This window comes from Streptomyces sp. Wb2n-11, assembly GCF_001049855.1.
GTDB lineage: Bacteria > Actinomycetota > Actinomycetes > Streptomycetales > Streptomycetaceae > Streptomyces > Streptomyces altiplanensis.
Map to the genome: position 1 here is coordinate 1,914,056 of NZ_CVPB01000001.1, position 17,978 is coordinate 1,932,033.

The 17,978-nt window shown below is 71.1% G+C and carries 16 protein-coding genes, 3 pseudogenes and 1 riboswitch; of the genes and pseudogenes, 1 reads left to right on the forward strand and 18 read right to left on the reverse strand.

Annotation, left to right across the window (positions count from 1 at the left end; genetic code table 11):
• Window positions 1–39: 39 nt before the first annotated feature.
• From BN1555_RS41590 to rpsB, 10 genes and pseudogenes are all read right to left on the reverse strand, one after another.
• Window positions 40–174, reverse strand: a pseudogene (locus BN1555_RS41590) (hypothetical protein); the annotation flags it as partial.
• 402 nt (window positions 175–576) lie between these two features.
• Window positions 577–1,677, reverse strand: coding sequence for an ABC transporter ATP-binding protein (locus BN1555_RS08390; RefSeq protein WP_093798789.1), 1,101 nt, complete (start codon window positions 1,675–1,677; stop codon window positions 577–579).
• Window positions 1,677–3,295, reverse strand: a pseudogene (locus tag BN1555_RS08395) (ABC transporter permease). The gene BN1555_RS08390 and the pseudogene BN1555_RS08395 overlap by 1 nt, the downstream one beginning before the upstream one ends.
• Before the next feature lie 38 nt (window positions 3,296–3,333).
• Window positions 3,334–4,437: a thiamine ABC transporter substrate-binding protein gene (locus BN1555_RS08400; protein ID WP_093798790.1), complete on the reverse strand. Its 1,104-nt coding sequence runs from the start codon at window positions 4,435–4,437 to the stop codon at window positions 3,334–3,336.
• 73 nt (window positions 4,438–4,510) lie between these two features.
• Window positions 4,511–4,614, reverse strand: a riboswitch (TPP riboswitch).
• Between the two features lie 40 nt (window positions 4,615–4,654).
• Window positions 4,655–5,761 (reverse strand): dual-specificity RNA methyltransferase RlmN, encoded by a 1,107-nt coding sequence (rlmN, locus tag BN1555_RS08405; RefSeq protein WP_093803280.1) that lies wholly within the window; start codon window positions 5,759–5,761, stop codon window positions 4,655–4,657.
• A gap of 80 nt (window positions 5,762–5,841) precedes the next feature.
• A complete protein-coding gene (locus BN1555_RS08410) occupies window positions 5,842–6,840 on the reverse strand; it encodes a phosphatidate cytidylyltransferase (protein WP_093798791.1) in 999 nt (332 codons plus the stop codon).
• Window positions 6,840–7,397, reverse strand: coding sequence for a ribosome recycling factor (frr, locus tag BN1555_RS08415; RefSeq protein ID WP_093798792.1), 558 nt, complete (start codon window positions 7,395–7,397; stop codon window positions 6,840–6,842). Before frr ends, BN1555_RS08410 begins: the two co-directional genes overlap by 1 nt.
• Before the next feature lie 126 nt (window positions 7,398–7,523).
• Complete coding sequence (gene pyrH, locus BN1555_RS08420; RefSeq protein WP_176710256.1) at window positions 7,524–8,285, reverse strand: UMP kinase; 762 nt, start codon at window positions 8,283–8,285, stop codon at window positions 7,524–7,526.
• Window positions 8,286–8,435: 150 nt separating this feature from the next.
• Window positions 8,436–9,272 carry a translation elongation factor Ts gene (gene tsf / locus BN1555_RS08425; protein ID WP_093798794.1) on the reverse strand — a complete coding sequence of 279 codons (837 nt, stop codon included), beginning with the start codon at window positions 9,270–9,272 and terminating at the stop codon, window positions 8,436–8,438.
• Window positions 9,273–9,373: 101 nt separating this feature from the next.
• Window positions 9,374–10,288: a 30S ribosomal protein S2 gene (gene rpsB, locus BN1555_RS08430; protein ID WP_093798795.1), complete on the reverse strand. Its 915-nt coding sequence runs from the start codon at window positions 10,286–10,288 to the stop codon at window positions 9,374–9,376.
• Window positions 10,289–10,593: 305 nt separating this feature from the next.
• Between rpsB and BN1555_RS08435 the strand changes: the two are divergent.
• A pseudogene (locus tag BN1555_RS08435) lies at window positions 10,594–10,974 on the forward strand (murein hydrolase activator EnvC); the annotation flags it as partial.
• 235 nt (window positions 10,975–11,209) lie between these two features.
• Here the strand turns inward: BN1555_RS08435 and BN1555_RS08440 are convergent.
• The 8 genes from BN1555_RS08440 to lepB all read right to left on the reverse strand — a co-directional run bounded on the left by BN1555_RS08440 (window position 11,210) and on the right by lepB (window position 17,931).
• A complete protein-coding gene (locus BN1555_RS08440; RefSeq protein WP_093798796.1) occupies window positions 11,210–11,770 on the reverse strand; it encodes a TetR/AcrR family transcriptional regulator in 561 nt (186 codons plus the stop codon).
• A 95-nt stretch (window positions 11,771–11,865) separates the two neighbouring features.
• Window positions 11,866–12,702 (reverse strand): RNA polymerase sigma factor WhiG, encoded by an 837-nt coding sequence (gene whiG, locus BN1555_RS08445; RefSeq protein WP_093798797.1) that lies wholly within the window; start codon window positions 12,700–12,702, stop codon window positions 11,866–11,868.
• A gap of 241 nt (window positions 12,703–12,943) precedes the next feature.
• Window positions 12,944–14,188 (reverse strand): DNA-processing protein DprA, encoded by a 1,245-nt coding sequence (gene dprA, locus BN1555_RS08450; protein WP_093798798.1) that lies wholly within the window; start codon window positions 14,186–14,188, stop codon window positions 12,944–12,946.
• Entirely contained in the window at window positions 14,185–15,810 is a 1,626-nt protein-coding gene (locus tag BN1555_RS08455) for a YifB family Mg chelatase-like AAA ATPase (RefSeq protein ID WP_093798799.1), read from the reverse strand. The genes dprA and BN1555_RS08455 overlap by 4 nt, the downstream gene beginning before the upstream one ends.
• On the reverse strand, window positions 15,810–16,178 hold the full coding sequence (locus BN1555_RS08460) for a YraN family protein (protein WP_093798800.1): 369 nt from the start codon (window positions 16,176–16,178) through the stop codon (window positions 15,810–15,812). Before BN1555_RS08460 ends, BN1555_RS08455 begins: the two co-directional genes overlap by 1 nt.
• Window positions 16,179–16,260: 82 nt before the next feature.
• Window positions 16,261–16,569 (reverse strand): DUF2469 domain-containing protein, encoded by a 309-nt coding sequence (locus tag BN1555_RS08465; protein WP_003993268.1) that lies wholly within the window; start codon window positions 16,567–16,569, stop codon window positions 16,261–16,263.
• A gap of 56 nt (window positions 16,570–16,625) precedes the next feature.
• Entirely contained in the window at window positions 16,626–17,210 is a 585-nt protein-coding gene (locus tag BN1555_RS08470; RefSeq protein WP_255305940.1) for an NUDIX hydrolase, read from the reverse strand.
• Complete coding sequence (lepB, locus tag BN1555_RS08475; protein ID WP_093798801.1) at window positions 17,191–17,931, reverse strand: signal peptidase I; 741 nt, start codon at window positions 17,929–17,931, stop codon at window positions 17,191–17,193. The genes BN1555_RS08470 and lepB overlap by 20 nt, the downstream gene beginning before the upstream one ends.
• Window positions 17,932–17,978 lie beyond the last annotated feature (47 nt).

Here is a 17,978-nt window from a genome sequence, read left to right on the forward strand (position 1 = left end):
TCCCGTATCCCCGTCCCGTACGGCGTCCGGCGCACCGCCCGAGTCGCCCGCCGGCACCGGCGGTCCGGCGGCGGCCGCCTCCGGGAAGGCGATGCCGGGCCCCTCCACCTCCAGCCCGCGCTTTCGCGTGCGGCACGGCATCGTGAAGACATCGGCGGCATAGAAGGACGGCATGGCCCCGTGCGGGTGACCGCCCGGGAAGACCACGGCGTCCGGACCCGTGCTCGGCCGCCGTCCGGTGCGGCCGGCGCTCGTACGGCCCCTCGCCGACGAGCAGCAGCACGGCGCCGGGCACGGCGCGCCGCACCCTCCCCATGCCCTGATCGGCGTGTCCTGTCTCCCTCGCGGGCCACGAGCCCGGCGGCGCACAGGATCACCGGCCGGCCGACGGGGCCGTACCTCTCCCGTACCGGTACCGGTACCGCGTCGAGGCCGGGCCGGAAGACGGTGGTGCCACCCCCGGAACGAGCCGCTCCAGCCGCCCGCCGGGCCCGGGGGCCGCCGCGACCGGGGTACGGGTGCCCGCACCCAGGTGCGTCACCGTGTCGGCCCCCGGGTCCGCCGGCGGTGGAGCTGTCAGGCGCGACGACCGGTCTTGAGCGGTCCGCCGTGATCGCCGGCGCTCCGGGGGTTCTCGTCACCTGACGGACCCGGCGCCAGGGGCTCCAGCACCACGACGTCCTCCGCGGCGAAGGCGACGCCCACCTGCGCCCCTTCCTCGGGCGCGTCCCGCAGCGTGCACTCCGCCTCCAGCTGCGGCCCGCCCGCGGGCCGCAGCAGTACGGCGACGTGGTGGCCCCGGAAGGTGCGCGCCGTGACCGTGCAGGGCAGCCCGTCCGCGGCCGGGACCATCCTGACGCCCGCCGGACGGACCAGCAGACGGCTCTCGCCCTGCGCCGACCCGGCCGGGACGGGGATCTTGCCCCACACCGTGTCGGCGGCCTCGCCACTGACCGTCGCCGCGACGACGTTGTCGAAGCCGAGGAAGCGGGCGACGAACTCGGAGGCCGGCCGCTGCCAGACCTCCAGCGGCGTACCGGCCTGCGCGATCCGCCCGTCGCGCATGACCACCACCCGGTCGGCGAGCGCGAAGGCTTCGCCCTGGTCGTGCGTGACGGCCAGTACGGTCGTGCCCAGCCGCCCGAAGAGCTGTCGCAGCTCGACGACGAGGCGTTCGCGCAGGCCGCGGTCGAGCTGGCCCAGCGGCTCGTCGAGCATCAGCAGCTTCGGCTGCGGAGCGAGCGCCCGCGCCAGCGCGACCCGCTGCTGTTCACCGCCCGACAGGGTGCTGACCGCCCGGCGCCCGGCGCCCGGCAGGCCGACCATCTCCAGCAGCTCATCGACCCGCCGGGTCCGTTCCGCCTTGTCCTCCCCCCGCATCCGCAGCCCGAAGGCGACATTGCCGCCGACGTCGCGCTGCGGGAAGAGCTGATGGTCCTGGAACATCAGGCCGACCCCGCGCCGGTGCACCGGCACCCCGCGCTGGTCGCGCCCGTCGAGCAGCACCCGCCCCGCGTCCGCCGGCTGAAGACCCGCGACGACCCGCAGCAGCGTGGACTTCCCGCTGCCGCTCGGTCCGAGCACGCACACGATCTCGTGGTCGGCGACCTCCAGGTCCACGGCGTCCAGTGCCGCCCGCTTCCCGAACCGCACGGTCGCCCCGTCCAGCCGCAACATCAGAACTCCCCGGATCCGGATCGGTCGGGCCGCACGCGTTCGAGAACCAGCAGCGACACCGCGCACACCACCATCAGAATCGTGCTCAGGGCCATCGCCTGCCCGTAGTTGAGGTCCCCGGCCCGCCCGAGCAGCCGCGCCACCGCCACCGGCAGCGTCGGGTTGTCGGGCCGCGCGATGAAGACGGTCGCCCCGAATTCGCCCAGCGACACGGCGAAGGCGAACCCGGCGGCGACGAGCAGCGCCCGCCGCACCATCGGCAGGTCGACCTCCCGCCACGCCCGCAGCGGCGAGGCCCCGAGCACGGCCGCCGCCTCGCGCAGCCGCTCGTCGACCGCCCGCAGGACGGGCAGCATGGTGCGTACGACGAAGGGGACACCCACCAGCGCCTGGGCGAGCGGCACCAGGATCCACGACGTCCGCAGATCGAGCGGCGGCCGGTCGAGCGTGATGAGGAAACCGAAGCCCACCGTCACGGCGGACACGCCCAGCGGCAGCATCAGCAGCGCGTCGAAGCCGCGCACGAGCCGCCCGGCGCGCCGGGTCAGGGCCGCCGCCGCGAGCCCGCCGACGACCAGCGCGACGGCGGTCGCCACCAGGGCGTACTCCAGCGAGTTCCACACCGCCTCCAGCGGCGGCACGAGGAAGGTGCCCCCGCTCGCACCCGTCGTCCGGAGGGCGCGGTAGTAGCCGAACCCGTACCCGCCCGGCCCGTCCAGTGACCGCTCGACGAGCACCCGAGCGGCACCAGGACCAGGAGCACCACCGTCACCAGCACGCCGCCCAGCAGCGTCCACTGCCCGGCGCCGCGCGGCGGCCGCGAGGTCCGCGCCGCGTCGACGAGCTTCAGGGCGCTCTCCCTGCGCCGTACCGTCCACGCGTGCACGGCGAGGATCGCGCCCACCGCCGCGAACTGCACCAGCGTCAGCACGGCGGCGGTCGGCAGGTCCAGGAGCTGCGCGGTCTGCCGGTAGATCTCCACCTCCAGGGTGGAGTAGGCGGGTCCGCCGAGGATCTGCACGACGCCGAAGGAGGTGAAGGTGAAGAGGAAGACCATCAGCGCGGCGGCGGCGACGGCGGGCACGAGCGCCGGCAGCGTCACCCGCCGCCAGGCCGCGAAACGCCCGGCGCCGAGGACCCGCGCGGCCTCTTCCTGGCGCGGGTCGAGCTGCGACCACAGGCCGCCCACGGTCCGTACGACGACCGCGTAGTTGAAGAAGACGTGCGCGAGCAGGATCGCCCACACGCTGGTGTCGAGCCGTACGCCCCACACCTCGTCCAGCAGCCCGCCCCGTCCGAGCAGCGCCAGGAACGCGGTTCCGACGACGACCGTCGGCAGCACGAAGGGCACGGTGACCACGGCGCGCAGCAGCTGCTTGCCGGGGAAGTCGAGCCGGGCGAAGACGTACGCCGCCGGAAGCGCGATCAGCAGGGTCAGCGCCGTCGAGGCGAGCGCCTGCCAGGTGGTGAACCACAGCACGTCGAGGATGGCCGGGTCGGCGAGCACCTCGCCGATCCGGCCGAGCCGCCAGACGCCGTCCACCTGGAGCCCGCGCCCCACGATCGCGGTCACGGGGTAGGCGAAGAAGACCGCGAAGAACGCGACGGGCGCGGCCATCAGGCCGAGCCGCACCGCGCTCCCCCGCATGTTCTTGGCTACTTCAGGACGAGCGAGGACCACGACTTGACCCACTGCTCACGGTTGTCGGCGATCCTGTCGGGGGCCACGGTCTGCGGCTTGTCGACGACCACGCCGTGCTCCGTGAACAGCTCCGGCAGCTTCGTGTCCTCGACCACCGGGTTCACGAACATGTTCAGCGGCATGTCCTCCTGGAACCTCTTCCCGATGAGGAAGTCGATGAGCGCCTTGCCGCCCTCCTCGTTCTCCGCACCGTTCAGCAGCCCCGCGAACTCGGTCTGCCGGAAGCAGGTGCCGGTCGCGACACCGGTCGGCGCCTCCCCGGGCTGCGGCTCCGCGTACAGCACCTCCACCGGCGGGCTGGAGGCGTACGAGACGACGAGCGGCCGGTCGGCCTTGGTCTTCCTGCCGCCCGCGGAGCCGGAGAACTCCTCGTTGTACGCCTGCTCCCAGCCGTCCACGACCTTGACGCCGTTGTCCTTCAGCTTCTTCCAGTAGTCCTGCCAGCCGTCGTCGCCGTACTGCCCGACCGTGCCGAGCAGGAAGCCGAGGCCGGGCGAGGAGGTCGCGGCGTTCTCGGTGACGAGGAGGTTCTTGTACTCCGGCTCGACCAGGTCGTCGAAGGTCTTCGGCGGCGCGAGCTTCTTGTCGGCGAAGTACTTCTTGTCGTAGTTGACGCAGATGTCGCCGGTGTCGACGGGTGTGACGCGGTGCTTGTCGCGGTCGAGCCGGAGCTCGGCCGGCACCTCGTCGAGCCCCTTGGCCTCGTACGGCGTGAAGATGCCGTTGTCCAGGGCCCGCGAGAGCAGCGTGTTGTCGACGCCGAAGAAGACGTCGCCGCGCGGGGAGCCCTTGGTCAGGATCTCCTGGTTGAGCGCGGCGCCCGCGTCCCCGCTCCTGAGGACCTTGACGGTGTAGCCGGTCTCCTCGGTGAACGCCTTCAGTACGGCGTCGGATGCGTTGAACGAGTCGTGGCTGACCAGCGTCACGGTCTTGGATCCGCCGCCCTTGCCGCCCTTGCCGGAACCGGAGTCGTCCGACCCGCCCCCGCACGCGGCGAGCGTCGAGACACCGAGCGCGGCGGCCACGGCGGTGACCGCGAGCTTCTTGGTGGTGTGCACTGAATTCCTCCTGGGATGGGACATCCAGGAAGAGACGCGGCCCTGCCCGCGGAAAACGGGCAGGGCGCAACAGCTCGAGTAGTGACCGAACTTCCTACCCAGAATGACCTGGGCGAGGTTCAGAGGGTCTGCGGCGTGCCGCACTCTCAGCGCTGTGGCGCTCCCCTGTCGGAATATGAAGATGTGCGGCCCACGGTACACGGGCCCTCTGACATGCCTATCGCTCGGTGGCCGCCAGCTGCCCGCACGCTCCGTCGATCTCCTGGCCACGGGTGTCCCGTACGGTCACGGGTACGCCGTGGGCCGCGATCGCCTCGACGAACGCCTTCTCGTCCTCGGGACGGGAGGCGGTCCACTTCGAGCCCGGGGTCGGGTTCAGCGGGATCAGGTTGACGTGCACCCGCTTGCCCTTGAGCAGGCGGCCCAGCAGGTCACCGCGCCACGCCTGGTCGTTGATGTCGCGGATCAGGGCGTACTCGATGGAGATGCGGCGGCCGGACTTCTCGGCGTACTCCCAGGCCGCGTCCAGCACCTCCCGGACCTTCCAGCGCGTGTTGACCGGCACCAGGGTGTCGCGCAGCTCGTCGTCGGGCGCGTGCAGCGAGACGGCGAGGCGGCACTTGAAGCCCTCGTCGGCGAACCGCAGCATCGCCGGCACCAGACCCACGGTCGACACGGTGATGCCGCGCTGCGACAGCCCGAGGCCGTCCGGCTCCGGGTCGGTCAGGCGGCGGATCGCGCCGACGACCCTCTTGTAGTTGGCGAGCGGCTCACCCATGCCCATGAAGACGATGTTGGACAGCCGTGCGGGACCGCCGGGAACCTCTCCGTCGCGCAGCGCGCGCATGCCGTCCACGATCTGGTGCACGATCTCGGCGGTCGACAGGTTGCGGTCGAGCCCGGCCTGTCCGGTCGCGCAGAACGGGCAGTTCATGCCGCATCCGGCCTGCGACGAGATGCACATGGTGACCCGGTCCGGGTAACGCATCAGGACGGACTCGACGAGCGTCCCGTCGTGCATCTTCCACAGGGTCTTGCGCGTGGTGTCGTCGTCGCAGCTGATGTGGCGCAGTACGGTCATCAGCTCGGGCAGCAGCTCCGCCCGGAGCTTCTCGCGCGAGCCGGCGGGGATGTCGGTCCACTCGGCCGGGTCGTGCGCGTACCGCGCGAAGTAGTGCTGCGACAGCTGCTTGGCGCGGAACGGCTTCTCGCCGATCGCGGCCACGGCCTCGCGGCGCTCGGCGGGCGTGAGGTCGGCGAGGTGGAGCGGGGGCTTCTTGGCTCCACGCGGCGCGACGAAAGTCAGTTCTCCAGGTACAGGCATGGTCATACCAGTGTCGCAGACATACGGAAAGGACCCGCCGCCCCTGTGGACGACGGGCCCCTCACCACAGAAAACGCAGGTCAGCCGACGCCTACGAAGACCACCAGCAGCAGCCAGACCACCGGAGCCGTCGGCAGCAGCGAATCCAGCCGGTCCATGATGCCGCCGTGGCCCGGCAGCAGCGTCCCCATGTCCTTGATCCCGAGATCCCGCTTGATCATGGACTCGCCGAGGTCGCCGAGCGTCGCACTCGCGGCCACCGCGAGACCCAGCAGCAGCCCCTGCCACCACGTCCCGCCGTGCACCAGGAACTCCATGCAGAGCGCGCCCGCCGCCATCGCGAAGACGATCGCGCCGCCCAGTCCTTCCCGGGTCTTCCCGGGGCTGATGCGCGGTGCGAGCTTGCGCCTGCCGAAGCGCCAGCCCACGGCGTACGCCCCGGTGTCGCTGACCACGGTCAGCAGCAGGAAGGTGATCACCCGCTGCACACCGTCGTCGGCCGCCAGCATCATCGCGACGAACGTCGCCAGGAACGGCACGTAGAACGCCGCGAAGACACCCGCCGTGACGTCCTTGAGATAGCCGTCGGGCGGCTCCGTCATCCGCCAGACGAGCACCGCGAGCGTGGTGAGCGCCATGGCGACCCACGTGCCCTCCGCACCCCTGACGTACCCCGCCACGATCATCGCCGTGCCGCCGACCGCGAGCGGCACCAGCGGGGCCTTGATCTCCTTGCGCTCTTCCAGCCGCGAGGTCAGCTCCCACAGCCCAACCACCACGGCAACCGCTATCACGCCGATGAAGGCGGCTTTCCAGACGAACAGCGACGCGACGATCACCACGCCGAGTCCCGCGCCCACCCCTATGGCAGCACGCAGATCACGCCCCGCACGCTTCTTCTGCGGGGGCGTCGGCGGGGTGGGCATGGGCTCCTCGGGCGGAACGATGGGCATGGGGCGAGTCTGCTCGGCCTGATGCGCATCGTGGGCGGGACCCGCCGGGGCAGGCCCCTGGTCGGAGGGACCCCACGCGCCGACGTACTCGTCCCGCGCCGGGGCCCTCCAGGAAGAGTCGTTCATCAGACCTCGAGCAGCTCGGCTTCCTTGTGCTTGAGCAGCTCGTCCACCTGCGCGGTGTACTTCGCGGTGGTGTCGTCGAGCTCCTTCTCCGCACGGCGGACCTCGTCCTCGCCGGACTCCTTGTCCTTGACGAGCTTGTCGAGGGTCTCCTTGGCCTTGCGGCGCACGGCGCGGATCGAGATCTTGGAGTCCTCGGCCTTGGTCTTGGCGACCTTGATGTACTCCTTGCGGCGGTCCTGCGTCAGCTCGGGGAAGGTCACCCGGATGATGTTGCCGTCGTTGCTGGGGTTGACGCCCAGGTCGGAGTCGCGGATCGCCTGCTCGATGTTGCGCAGCGCGCTCTTGTCGAACGGCGTCACGATGGCCATCCGCGCCTCGGGCACCGAGAACGAGGCCAGCTGGTTGATCGGCGTCAGCGCGCCGTAGTAGTCGGCCACGATCTTGTTGAACATCGCCGGGTGCGCACGGCCCGTGCGGATCGCGGCGAAGTCCTCCTTGGCCACCACGACGGCCTTCTCCATTTTTTCCTCGGCCTCGAGGAGGATTTCTTCGATCACCACTTGCTCCTGCATGTCTTGAGTGGGCCCGGCACTCAGCACTCAGGCCCGGAGTAACCCGCGTCTTGCTCCTGCACGGTGTCCGACCGGCAGGGCTTTGTCCATCCCCTCACAGGGGCCACCCGGTCAGTTCCGGGTGCCCTGCGCACTCACGAGGGTGCCGATCTTCTCACCCTTGACGGCGCGCGCGATATTGCCTTCGGCGAGCAGTTCGAAGACAAGGATCGGAAGTGCGTTGTCGCGGCAGAGGGTAATGGCCGTGGCGTCGGCGACCTTGAGGTCGCGGGAGAGCACCTCGCCGTACTCGAGCGCGTCGAACTTCACCGCGTCGGGGTTCTTCTTGGGATCGGAGTCGTAGACACCGTCCACGCCGTTCTTGCCCATGAGCAGGGCCTCGGCGTCGATCTCCAGGGCGCGCTGCGCGGCGGTGGTGTCCGTGGAGAAGTACGGCATGCCCATGCCTGCGCCGAAGATGACGACGCGGCCCTTCTCCAGGTGGCGTACGGCGCGCAGCGGGATGTACGGCTCCGCGACCTGGCCCATGGTGATGGCTGTCTGGACGCGGGAGTCGATGCCCTCCTTCTCCAGGAAGTCCTGGAGGGCGAGGCAGTTCATGACCGTACCGAGCATGCCCATGTAGTCGGAGCGGGCCCGGTCCATGCCGCGCTGCTGAAGCTCTGCGCCACGGAAGAAGTTGCCGCCGCCGATGACGACCGCGATCTCGGCACCGTCACGTACGACAGCGGCGATCTCCCGGGCGATGGCGTGCACCACGTCGGGGTCCACACCCAGGCCGCCGCCACCGGCGAACGCCTCGCCGGACAGCTTCAGCATGAAACGGCCGTTCGCTTTGCCGTCTTCGCTCTTCTGGGTACTTGTCATGGAGATCTCCTAGTGCACATACGAAGGAGGCCATTGCCGGTGGGGTACTGAGTCCCGTGCGCGGCAATGGCCTCCTCGTCAGATCTGCGGTCGCCCGTACGTACGCGGTCGACTGGTCAAACCCTAACCGGGTCGTCAGTCAGTCGTCGTACGGACTCAGATGCCGACCTTGATGCGCGAGAAGCGCTTCAGGGTGACGCCGGCCTCGTCCAGAACCTTCTGGACCGACTTCTTGTTGTCCAGCGCGTACGGCTGGCCGAGGAGGGTGGCCTCCTTGAAGAAGCCGTTCACGCGACCCTCGACGATCTTCGGGAGGGCGGCCTCGGGCTTGCCCTCGGCGCGCGTGGTCTCCTCGGCGACGCGGCGCTCGGCCTCGACGACCTCGGCCGGGACCTCGTCGCGGTCGAGGTACTTCGGCGCGAAGGCGGCGATGTGCTGCGCGATGCCGCGGGCCAGCTCGGCGTCTTCCTTGTCCAGCTCGACCAGGACACCGATCTGCGGCGGCAGGTCGGGCATGGTGCGGTGCATGTACGAGGTCACGTAGGCACCGTTGAACTGCGCGAAGCGGTCCAGGACGATCTTCTCGCCGAGGTTGGCGTTGGCCTCGTCGACGTACGCCTGGACGGTCTTGCCGGGCTCGATCTCGGACGCGAGCAGCGCCTGGAGGTCGGCCGGGGACGTCTTGGCGACGTGGGCGGCGAGCGCGTTGGCGACGGCCTGGAACTTGTCACCCTTGGCGACGAAGTCCGTCTCGCACTTCAGCTCGAGCAGGACGCCGGAGGTCTTGTCCTCGGAGATGAGGGAAACGACGGCACCGTTCTCGGCAGAACGGCCTTCGCGCTTGGCGACGCCCTTCTGACCCTTGATACGGAGGGCCTCCACGGCCTTGTCGACGTTGCCGTCGGCCTCGTCGAGCGCCTTCTTGCAGTCCATCATGCCGGCGCCGGTGAGCTCACGGAGCTTCTTGACGTCCGCGGCGGTGTAGTTCGCCATGATTTGTGAATCTCTCTCGAAGTCGGAGCGAAGATCTACGGGTGGCGGCGGGGGCGGGCGCTCGTCGCGCCCTCCCCCGCCGTCATCGACCGTGACGGGTGTCAGGCCTGCTCGGCCTCGGCGGCCGGAGCGGCAGCCTCGTCGGCCTTCTCGGCGTCGGCGGGCTTCTCCTCGGCCTCGGCGGCGGCCGGGGCCTCGGCGTCGGCGTCGGCGGCCGGAGCGGCCTCGTCAGCCTTCTTGTCGCCCTCGAGCAGGTCGCGCTCCCACTCGGCGAGCGGCTCGCCGGCGGCCTTCTCGCCCGGCTTGGAGTCGCCGGTGGCGGCGCCGGAACGGGCGATGAGGCCCTCGGCGACGGCGTCGGCGATCACGCGGGTGAGCAGGGTGACGGAGCGGATCGCGTCGTCGTTGCCCGGGATCTTGTAGTCGACCTCGTCGGGGTCACAGTTGGTGTCGAGGATCGCGACGACCGGGATGTGGAGCTTGCGCGCCTCACCGACGGCGATGTGCTCCTTCTTGGTGTCCACGATCCAGACGGCGCTGGGCACCTTGGACATCTCGCGGATACCACCGAGGGTCTTCTCCAGCTTGGCCTTCTCGCGGGAGAGGACCAGGAGCTCCTTCTTGGTGAGGCCGGACGCGGCCACATCCTCGAAGTCGATCTGCTCGAGCTCCTTCAGACGCTGAAGGCGCTTGTAGACGGTGGAGAAGTTGGTCAGCATGCCGCCGAGCCAACGCTGGTTGACGTAGGGCATGCCGACGCGCGTCGCCTGCTCGGCGATGGCCTCCTGCGCCTGCTTCTTCGTACCCACGAACATGATGGAGCCGCCGTGGGCGACGGTCTGCTTGACGAACTCGTAGGCGCGGTCGATGTACGACAGCGACTGGAGCAGGTCGATGATGTAGATGCCGTTGCGCTCCGTGAAGATGAAGCGCTTCATCTTCGGGTTCCAACGACGGGTCTGGTGACCGAAGTGGACGCCGCTTTCCAGCAGCTCCCGCATCGTGACGACGGCCATGGCCGTACTCCTTGGGTTTCTCGGTTTGCCGCGACCGCAGGATTGCTGTCGCGCCTGACGCCCCGATGCGCCGTGCCACGAGGGACCGAGCGGCGCGGCCACCGACCGCGAAGTGGGTGGTGGCGGGGCGTGCGAAGTCGACCCGGTGACCCGGATCGCCACAAGAAGTGTACGGGACCTGCACCGTGCCGGGTGACGGCGATGTCCACAACCGGCCGGTGGTCCACAGATCCGGGCCATGATCCCCACGGGCCGGTCCGGTGCGTGACGGTTTCCGCATGCGACGAATGACTGTGCAGGTGCTGATGCTGGTGCTCCTGGCCGCGCTTTTCGGCGGCCCCGCCCAGGCCTCGGCCGCCGGCGCCGGCGCGATCCCCGACGCGGCCTGGCCCGTGGACGGTCGTCCGCCGGTCGTACGGGGCTGGGAGCCGCCCCCGTCGCCGTACGCGGCGGGGCACCGAGGCGTGGATCTGGCCGCCGCGCCGGGTACACCCGTACGGGCGGCGGCCTCGGGCCGGGTCTCCTTCGCGGGCCCGGTCGCCGGGCGCGGAGTGCTGTCCATCGCCCTGGCGGGTACCGGCGGACCGCCGCTGCGGACGACGTACGAACCGGTGCGCGCGCTGGTCGACAAGGGCGACGAGGTGGGGGCCGGGCAAGTGGTGGGCGTACTGCAGAGCGGCCCGTTCCACTGCCCGTCCGGCTGTCTGCACTGGGGCCTGCGCCGCGGCGGGGCCTACCTCGATCCGCTGACGCTGCTCCCGCGCCACCTGCTCCGCCGCGGCCCGCCGCGCCTGCTGCCGGTCTTCGGCGTGCCGGTGGGCCCGCCGGTGTCCGCACCCGCCGTGGCGGGCACACCCGACGGCTTCCATGCGGCGGTCCCGGCCGTGGCGGCGATGTGGGCGCACCGCGCCATGGGGCCGGTCAGCCGCCCTGGACGCCGTGCAACGCCATCGCGACAGCCGAGTCCGCGATCACGCCCGGGTCCTCCGCCGCACCGAGCTCGATGCGCCGGACCGCTGCGTCGACGACGCCCTGGAGCATCATCGCCGCCAGCCGGGGCTGCTCGTGTCCCAGTTCGCCGATCGCCTCGACGATCATCGTCACCAGACCGCCGTGCGCGGCGCGGATCTTCTCGCGCGCACCGGCGTCGAGCTCGCTCGCGGAGATCGCGACCACGGCGCGGTGGCGCCGGTCGCCGACCAGGAGCAGCTGCGCGCGCACGTACGCCTCGACCTTGCCCGCCGGGGTGCCGGCCCGCTCCATGGCGCTCTCGACCTCGGCGGCCCAGACCGGGAAGTCGACGGCGCACAGCTCTTCGACGACGGAGGCGCGCGAACGGAAGTACTCGTACACGGACGACCGGGCGAGACCGGTGCGCTCGGCGAGGGCGGGGAAGGTCAGCGCTTCCGTGCCGCCTTCCGACAGCAGGGAGCGGGCGGCGTCCAGCAGGGCACCGCGCTGCATCGTCCGGTGCTCGGCCACCGAGGCCGCTCGAATCCTTGGCACGGTCCCACTCTACGGATGAGCCGCCGCCATGACGACGCTGCCGGTGCGGCAGGCACGATTCAGCAACCGCGTCAACGCCCCGCGTCGGCCAGCTTCGCCCTCAGCTGGAGCACCGACTTGGTGTGGATCTGGCTGACCCGGCTCTCGGTGACCCCCAGCACATTGCCGATCTCCGCGAGGGTGAGGCCTTCGTAGTAGTACAGCGTGACCACGGTCTTCTCGCGGTCGGGCAGCGTGTTGATGGCGCGGGCCAGCAGCCGGCGCAGTTCCCGGTCCTCGGCGACCTCGACCGGGTTGTCGGCGTGGGTGTCCTCCAGCGTGTCCATGAGACTCAGCCGGTCGCCGCCCTCGCCCCCCGCGTGCAGCAGCTCTTCCAGGGCGACGACGTTCGCCAGCGACAACTGACTGAAGACGGCGTGGAGTTCTTCCAGGATGATGCCCATCTCCGAGGCTACTTCGCTCTCGGAGGGGGTGCGGCGCAGCTGCGCCTCCAGCGTCGCGTACGCGCGTTCGACCGCCTTGGCCTTCTGCCGCACCGAACGCGGGATCCAGTCCAGGGCCCGCAGCTCATCGATCATGGCGCCGCGGATCCGCGTGATCGCGTACGTCTCGAACTTGATGGACCGCTCGATGTCGAACTTCTCGATGGCGTCGATGAGCCCGAAGACGCCGGAGGAGACGAAGTCGGCCTGCTCGACATTGGGCGGCAGCCCGACGCTCACCCGCCCCGCGACGTACTTCACCAGCGGCGAGTAGTGCAGGATCAGCTGCTCCCGCAGCCGCTCGTCGCCCGTGGTCTTGTACGACCGCCACAACTCGTCGAGCGACGAGGGTGCGGTGGGCCGCACGCTGCCACGCGCCGCGGGTGGCACTGCCGCGCGGTCAGACCCGGAGGTGTGCTGGGGCATGCGTTGCCTTGAGCCGTTCTGCTGTGACGTCTGGGGGATCGTGTGTCTGGGTAGGGGCCCTCGTGAGCGTAGCGTGACTGAGGTGTCGCAGTCCGCGCAGGATATGGGATGCCGCCCTTCCAGATGAACGCTCCGGGACACGTCCCGCCCCGGGGCCGTCACCGTGTACGACGGCCCCGGAGGGGTTGCCGGGAAGGCTGGGAGGGTCATCGCCCTCACCCTTTCACCCGAATGCCGCTGGTCAAGTACCGCCTCGCCGCACATTCGCACGGTGCGGGGCTCCGGGCGTCAACTGCCAGCCGTCACCCTTGCGTTCAACGAACCCCAAGGAGTGGAGTTCGTACAGCTTGCCGAGTGCGTCGTCGGGGGTGGTGCCCGCGCCCCGGGCGACGCGGCGCGCGTCGACGGAGCCGTGGGCCGGCAACGACTCCAGCACCAGTGCCGCGACGGGGTCCAGCAGGTCCCTGGGCAGTACGGGTCCCCGGCGCGCCGGGGCGAGATCGCCGATGTCCCCGACCAGCTCCACCACTTCCGCGGCATCGGTGACCAGCACGCCCTCGCCCCTGAGAAGTTCGTGCACCCCCGCCGAGAGGCCGCTGGTGGCGGGGCCGGGCACGCCCATCGTGAAGCGCCCGAGCCGCTGCGCGCCGCGTGCCGTGACCAGCGAGCCGCTGCGGTACTCCGCCTCCACGACGACGGTGCCCCGGGTGAGGGCGGCGATCACCCGGTTCCTGAGGACGAACCGGCTCTGCGTGGGATGACCGCCGGGCGGCAACTCGCCGATCACCAGCCCCTGTTCCGCGATGCGTCCGATCAACTCCGCGTGTCCGCGCGGGTAGACCACGTCGACCCCGCAGGCCAGTACCGCGACGGTGGCCCCGCCCGCGGCCAGCACCCCCCGGTGGGCGGCGCCGTCGACCCCGAACGCGGCCCCGGACACCACGACCCAGCCGCGCTCCGCGAGCCCGGTACCGAGGGAGGCCGCCATGTGCGCCCCGTACGACGTGCAGGCCCGGGCTCCGACGACGGCGACGGACCGCAGCGCCCACATCCGCAGATGCGGCCGTCCCCGCACCCACAGCCCGACCGGCCTGCCGTCCCCCAGGTCGTCGAGCTGTCCGGGCCACTCCTCGTCACCGGGGCAGACGAAACGCCCTCCGACCGCGGCCACCGCCGCCAGATCCCGCGCGGGGTCGGCCTCCGCCGCCCGCATCCGGTAACCGCCGAGCCGTTTGCCCGTCACGCCGGTCAGCACCTCGGCCGCTTCGTCGAATTCCAGTGAGGTGAGCCTGCGCATCAGCTCCACCGCGCCGCACTCCCGCAGCCACCGCCCGCCGGTCTCGTCCCCGGGCTCGATGACCCGGGTCAGCGCCGCCCTGGCCAGTCGTTCCCTCTCGCGCTCGCCCTCCCGCAGCCCCCCGTCCGAGCCGTCGACCACTCCGTCGACCGCCTCTGCGTCCGCTCCCCCGCTCGCCGTTCCGCTCATCCAGCGCCTCCGATCAGCGCGGAAGCGCCCCGTGCGATGCCGGTCCGCAACTCCAGTGCCAGGCCGACGTGGCGGTCGTCGGGCCGGTCGCAGCCGGCCAGGTCGGCGACGGTCCAGGCGACACGCAGCACCCGGTCGAGGCCACGGGCCGTCAGCAGCCCGCGTTCCATGTCCCGTTCGGCCGCACCGAGGGCTCCGGGCGCGGGCTGCCAGCGCGTACGCAGTTCATGCCCCGGCACATCGCTGTTGGTGTTCCACGGGGTGCCCTCCAGCCGCGCCGCCGCCCGCGCCCGTGCTTCCCGTACACGCCCCGCGACCACCGCCGTCGGCTCACCGCGTCCGCCCCGGCCCAGCAGGTCGGCACGTTGCACCGGCTCCACCCCGACCCGCAGGTCGACCCGGTCGAGCAGCGGCCCCGACAGCCGCGCCTGGTACTTGCGGATCGCCGACGGCGGACACTCGCACCCCGAACCGTTCAGGGTGTGCCGTCCGCACGGGCACGGGTTGGCCGCCAGAACCATCAGGAAGCGGGCGGGCAGCCGCACCACGCCCGCGCTGCGCGCCACCACCACATGCCCCGACTCCAGCGGCTGGCGCAACGAGTCCAGGGCCCGCCCGCTGAACTCGGGCGCCTCGTCCAGAAAGAGAATGCCGCGATGCGCGAGCGACACGGCCCCCGGCCTCGGCAGCCCGTTGCCCCCTCCGACGAGCGACTGCATCGTCGCGGAGTGGTGCGGGGCGCAGTACGGCGCCGTCCTGACCAGCGGCTCGCCCGGTGGCAGGATGCCCGCCACCGAGTGCACCGCGGTCACCTCCAGAGACTCCCGCCTGGTCAGCGGCGGCAGGACCGCCGGCATCCGCTCCGCCAGCATCGTCTTGCCGGCGCCCGGCGGCCCGTGGAGCAGGAGGTGATGGCCTCCGGCGGCAGCGACCTCCAGGGCCGTGCGCGCGGCGTACTGCCCCGCGACGTCCGCGAGGTCGGCGCTGCCACCCCCGCCCTCACGGTCACCGACGGCCAGCCCGGTGCCCACCCCCGCACCCGGCACCATCAGCCCGGCGAGCATGGCGTCGGGCCGCCCCTCCTCGGCCCGCTCCTCCTCGGGCACCTCGGCTCCGGTCAGCACGGCGATGAGCTGACGCAGGCTCCGTACGCCGAGGACCGAGACCCCCGGCACCAACGCGGCCTCCGCCGCCGTCTGTTCCGGCACGACGACCTGGCCGTACCCGGCTTCGGCAGCGGCGAGGACGGCCGGCAGGATGCCGCGCACCGGCCGGACCCTGCCGTCCAGCCCCAGCTCCCCGATCACCACCAGGTCGGCGATCTCCCTGGGGTCGATACGCTCCGCCGCCCCGAGCACGGCGACTGCGACGGCCAGGTCGAACCCTGAGCCGCTTTTGGGTACGGAGGCCGGGCTGAGCCCCACCGTGAGCTTCTTCTGCGGCCACTCGGCGCCGGAATTGACCACCGCGGCCCGCACCCGGTCGCGGCTCTCGACCAGGCTCTTGTCCGGCAGCCCCACCAGCGTGAAGGCTGCCACTCCCGGTTCCAGGTCGGCCTGGACCTCCACCACCACGCCCTCGACGCCGACCAGGGCCACCGAGCACGTACGCGCGAACCCCATCACGCCACCCCCCGCGCATGCTCGACGACGGGCGCTCCGCGCCGGGGCAGCACCACCCCGACGAGGTCGATACGCACTCCACCCGGCGGCGGCCCCCCGTGCTCGTGCATCCAGCGCTCGGCGAGGTGGCGCAGCCGCTCCGCCTTCGTGGTCCTGACGGCCTGCATCGGGTGCTCGAACGGTCCGGCCCTGCGGGTCTTGACCTCGCAGACGACCAGCGCGTCGCCGTCCCGGGCGACGATGTCGATCTCTCCCGCCCGGCAGCGCCAGTTGCGTTCCAGGACGGTCATACCGCCCTCGACGAGCTTGCGCGCGGCGAGATCCTCGCCGTACCGGCCGAGAGCTCCTGTGGCGTTCTTCGCGTTCATCCGGCCCACCTCCGGAACCGAATGTGCCGCGATCACCGCCAGCTAGTGGATCTTGGTGGACAACCCGCCGGTTGTGGACAACTCAGCCACTCGGAAGCTCGAGATCGCTCTTGTTGAGCTCCTCGATGTTCACGTCCTTGAACGTGAGTACCCGTACCTGCTTGACGAACCTCGCCGGCCTGTACATGTCCCAGACCCAGGCGTCCGCCATGGAGACTTCGAAGAAGACCTCACCCTGGACCGAGTGCACCTGCATCTCGTAGTCGTTGGTGAGGTAGAAACGCCGCTCGGTCTCGATCACGTATTTGAACAGACCGACGACGTCGCGGTACTCCCGGTAGAGCTTCAGCTCCATCTCGGTCTCGTACTTCTCGAGGTCCTCGGCGCTCATGGCATGTTCCCCTTCAGCCTTGCGTCCCCACTATTGTGCGCCAGCCCCGTGCGCCCCTATGCGACTTCCGGGGCCAAGACCATCGGCGTACCAGGGGGACCCTCGTCGAGCAGCGTACGCAGCAGCCCGGCGAGCTTGATGGGGTACACCGTCTCACGCGTCGCCGACAGTTCGGCGGAGGTCCACCACCTCAGGCCCGCGACGCTCCGCCGCTCCAGCACGGTCAGCCCGTCCAGGGCGGTCTCGGTCTGCGCCGTACGGGCGAGGTAGAACCATTCGTCCTGGTCCCAGCGGCGCCCGTCGAACCGGAACGAGCAGTGCCGCTGCCAGATCACCGGGCCGAGCCCGACCTCTGTGATCCCCGTCTCCTCCGCGAGTTCGCGCAGCGCGGCCTCGGCCCGTGTCTCGTCGCCCTCGAGCCCGCCGCCCGGAGTGAACCACCAGGTGTTCGCCGGGTCCTCCGGCTCGTACCCGTGCATCAGCAGGACGCGGTCGTCCGGGTCGAGCAGGATCACCCGCGCGACCTTCCGGAGCCGCGTCTGCGCCCCCGGCCCGGTCTCCGCCCGAGGCTCCGGTTCCGCCTGCGCTCCCGCCGCCGCCATTTCCGCTTCCACCGTCACCTCACCGTCCACCGCGTCCACCGGTACCCGCCTTGCTCCGTCCGACCCGCTGCGCGACAGGCCCGTACGCCGCCCCACCGAAGATCAGCACCACGCCCGCCACCACAGCGGCCAGCACGGGGGCGACCGGCCCCGGCGCCGAAACCCCGCCGGGCAGCGCCGCGAAGGTCACCGGCCGGTCGATCATCCCGCCCGGCGGCCAGGCCACGGCGTCCACGCGCGAGTCCACACGGCTCACCGGAACCGCTCCCTTCGAAGCGTCCTGGATATGCCCCCGCGAGTCCACCGACGTACGCCGCTCGTCACCCAGCAGGAAGAGGTGCCCCTCGGGCACCTCGGAGGTGAAGGGGGTGGTCGACGCCGGCTCCCCGTCCCGCAGATACGGCTCGTCCAGGGGCTTGCCGTTCAGCGTGAGCCGTCCGTCCTCGCCGCAGCAGGCGATCCTGTCGCCGCCGACCCCGACCACGCGCTTGACCATCGGCAGATCGCCCCACACCGGGTCCGTGAAGACCACCACGTCTCCGCGCCGCACCTCACCGCCGTCGATGCGCTGGGCGAGCACCCGGACCCCCGCCTTGATCGAGGGGGCCATCGAATCGGTCGGGACCGTGTACGGCTTGTACTGCACCGCTCCCCAGGCGAAGCCGCCGAGGAAGAGCACACAGCCGACGGCCACGGCCAGCCCGGACAATGCGTTGCCGAGCCGGCCGCGGCCGCCTTCTGTACGTCCTGTTCCGCTCATCGCAGCGCTCCCCGCCTCGGAGATCGAAAATCGCTGGTCCGAGCGGC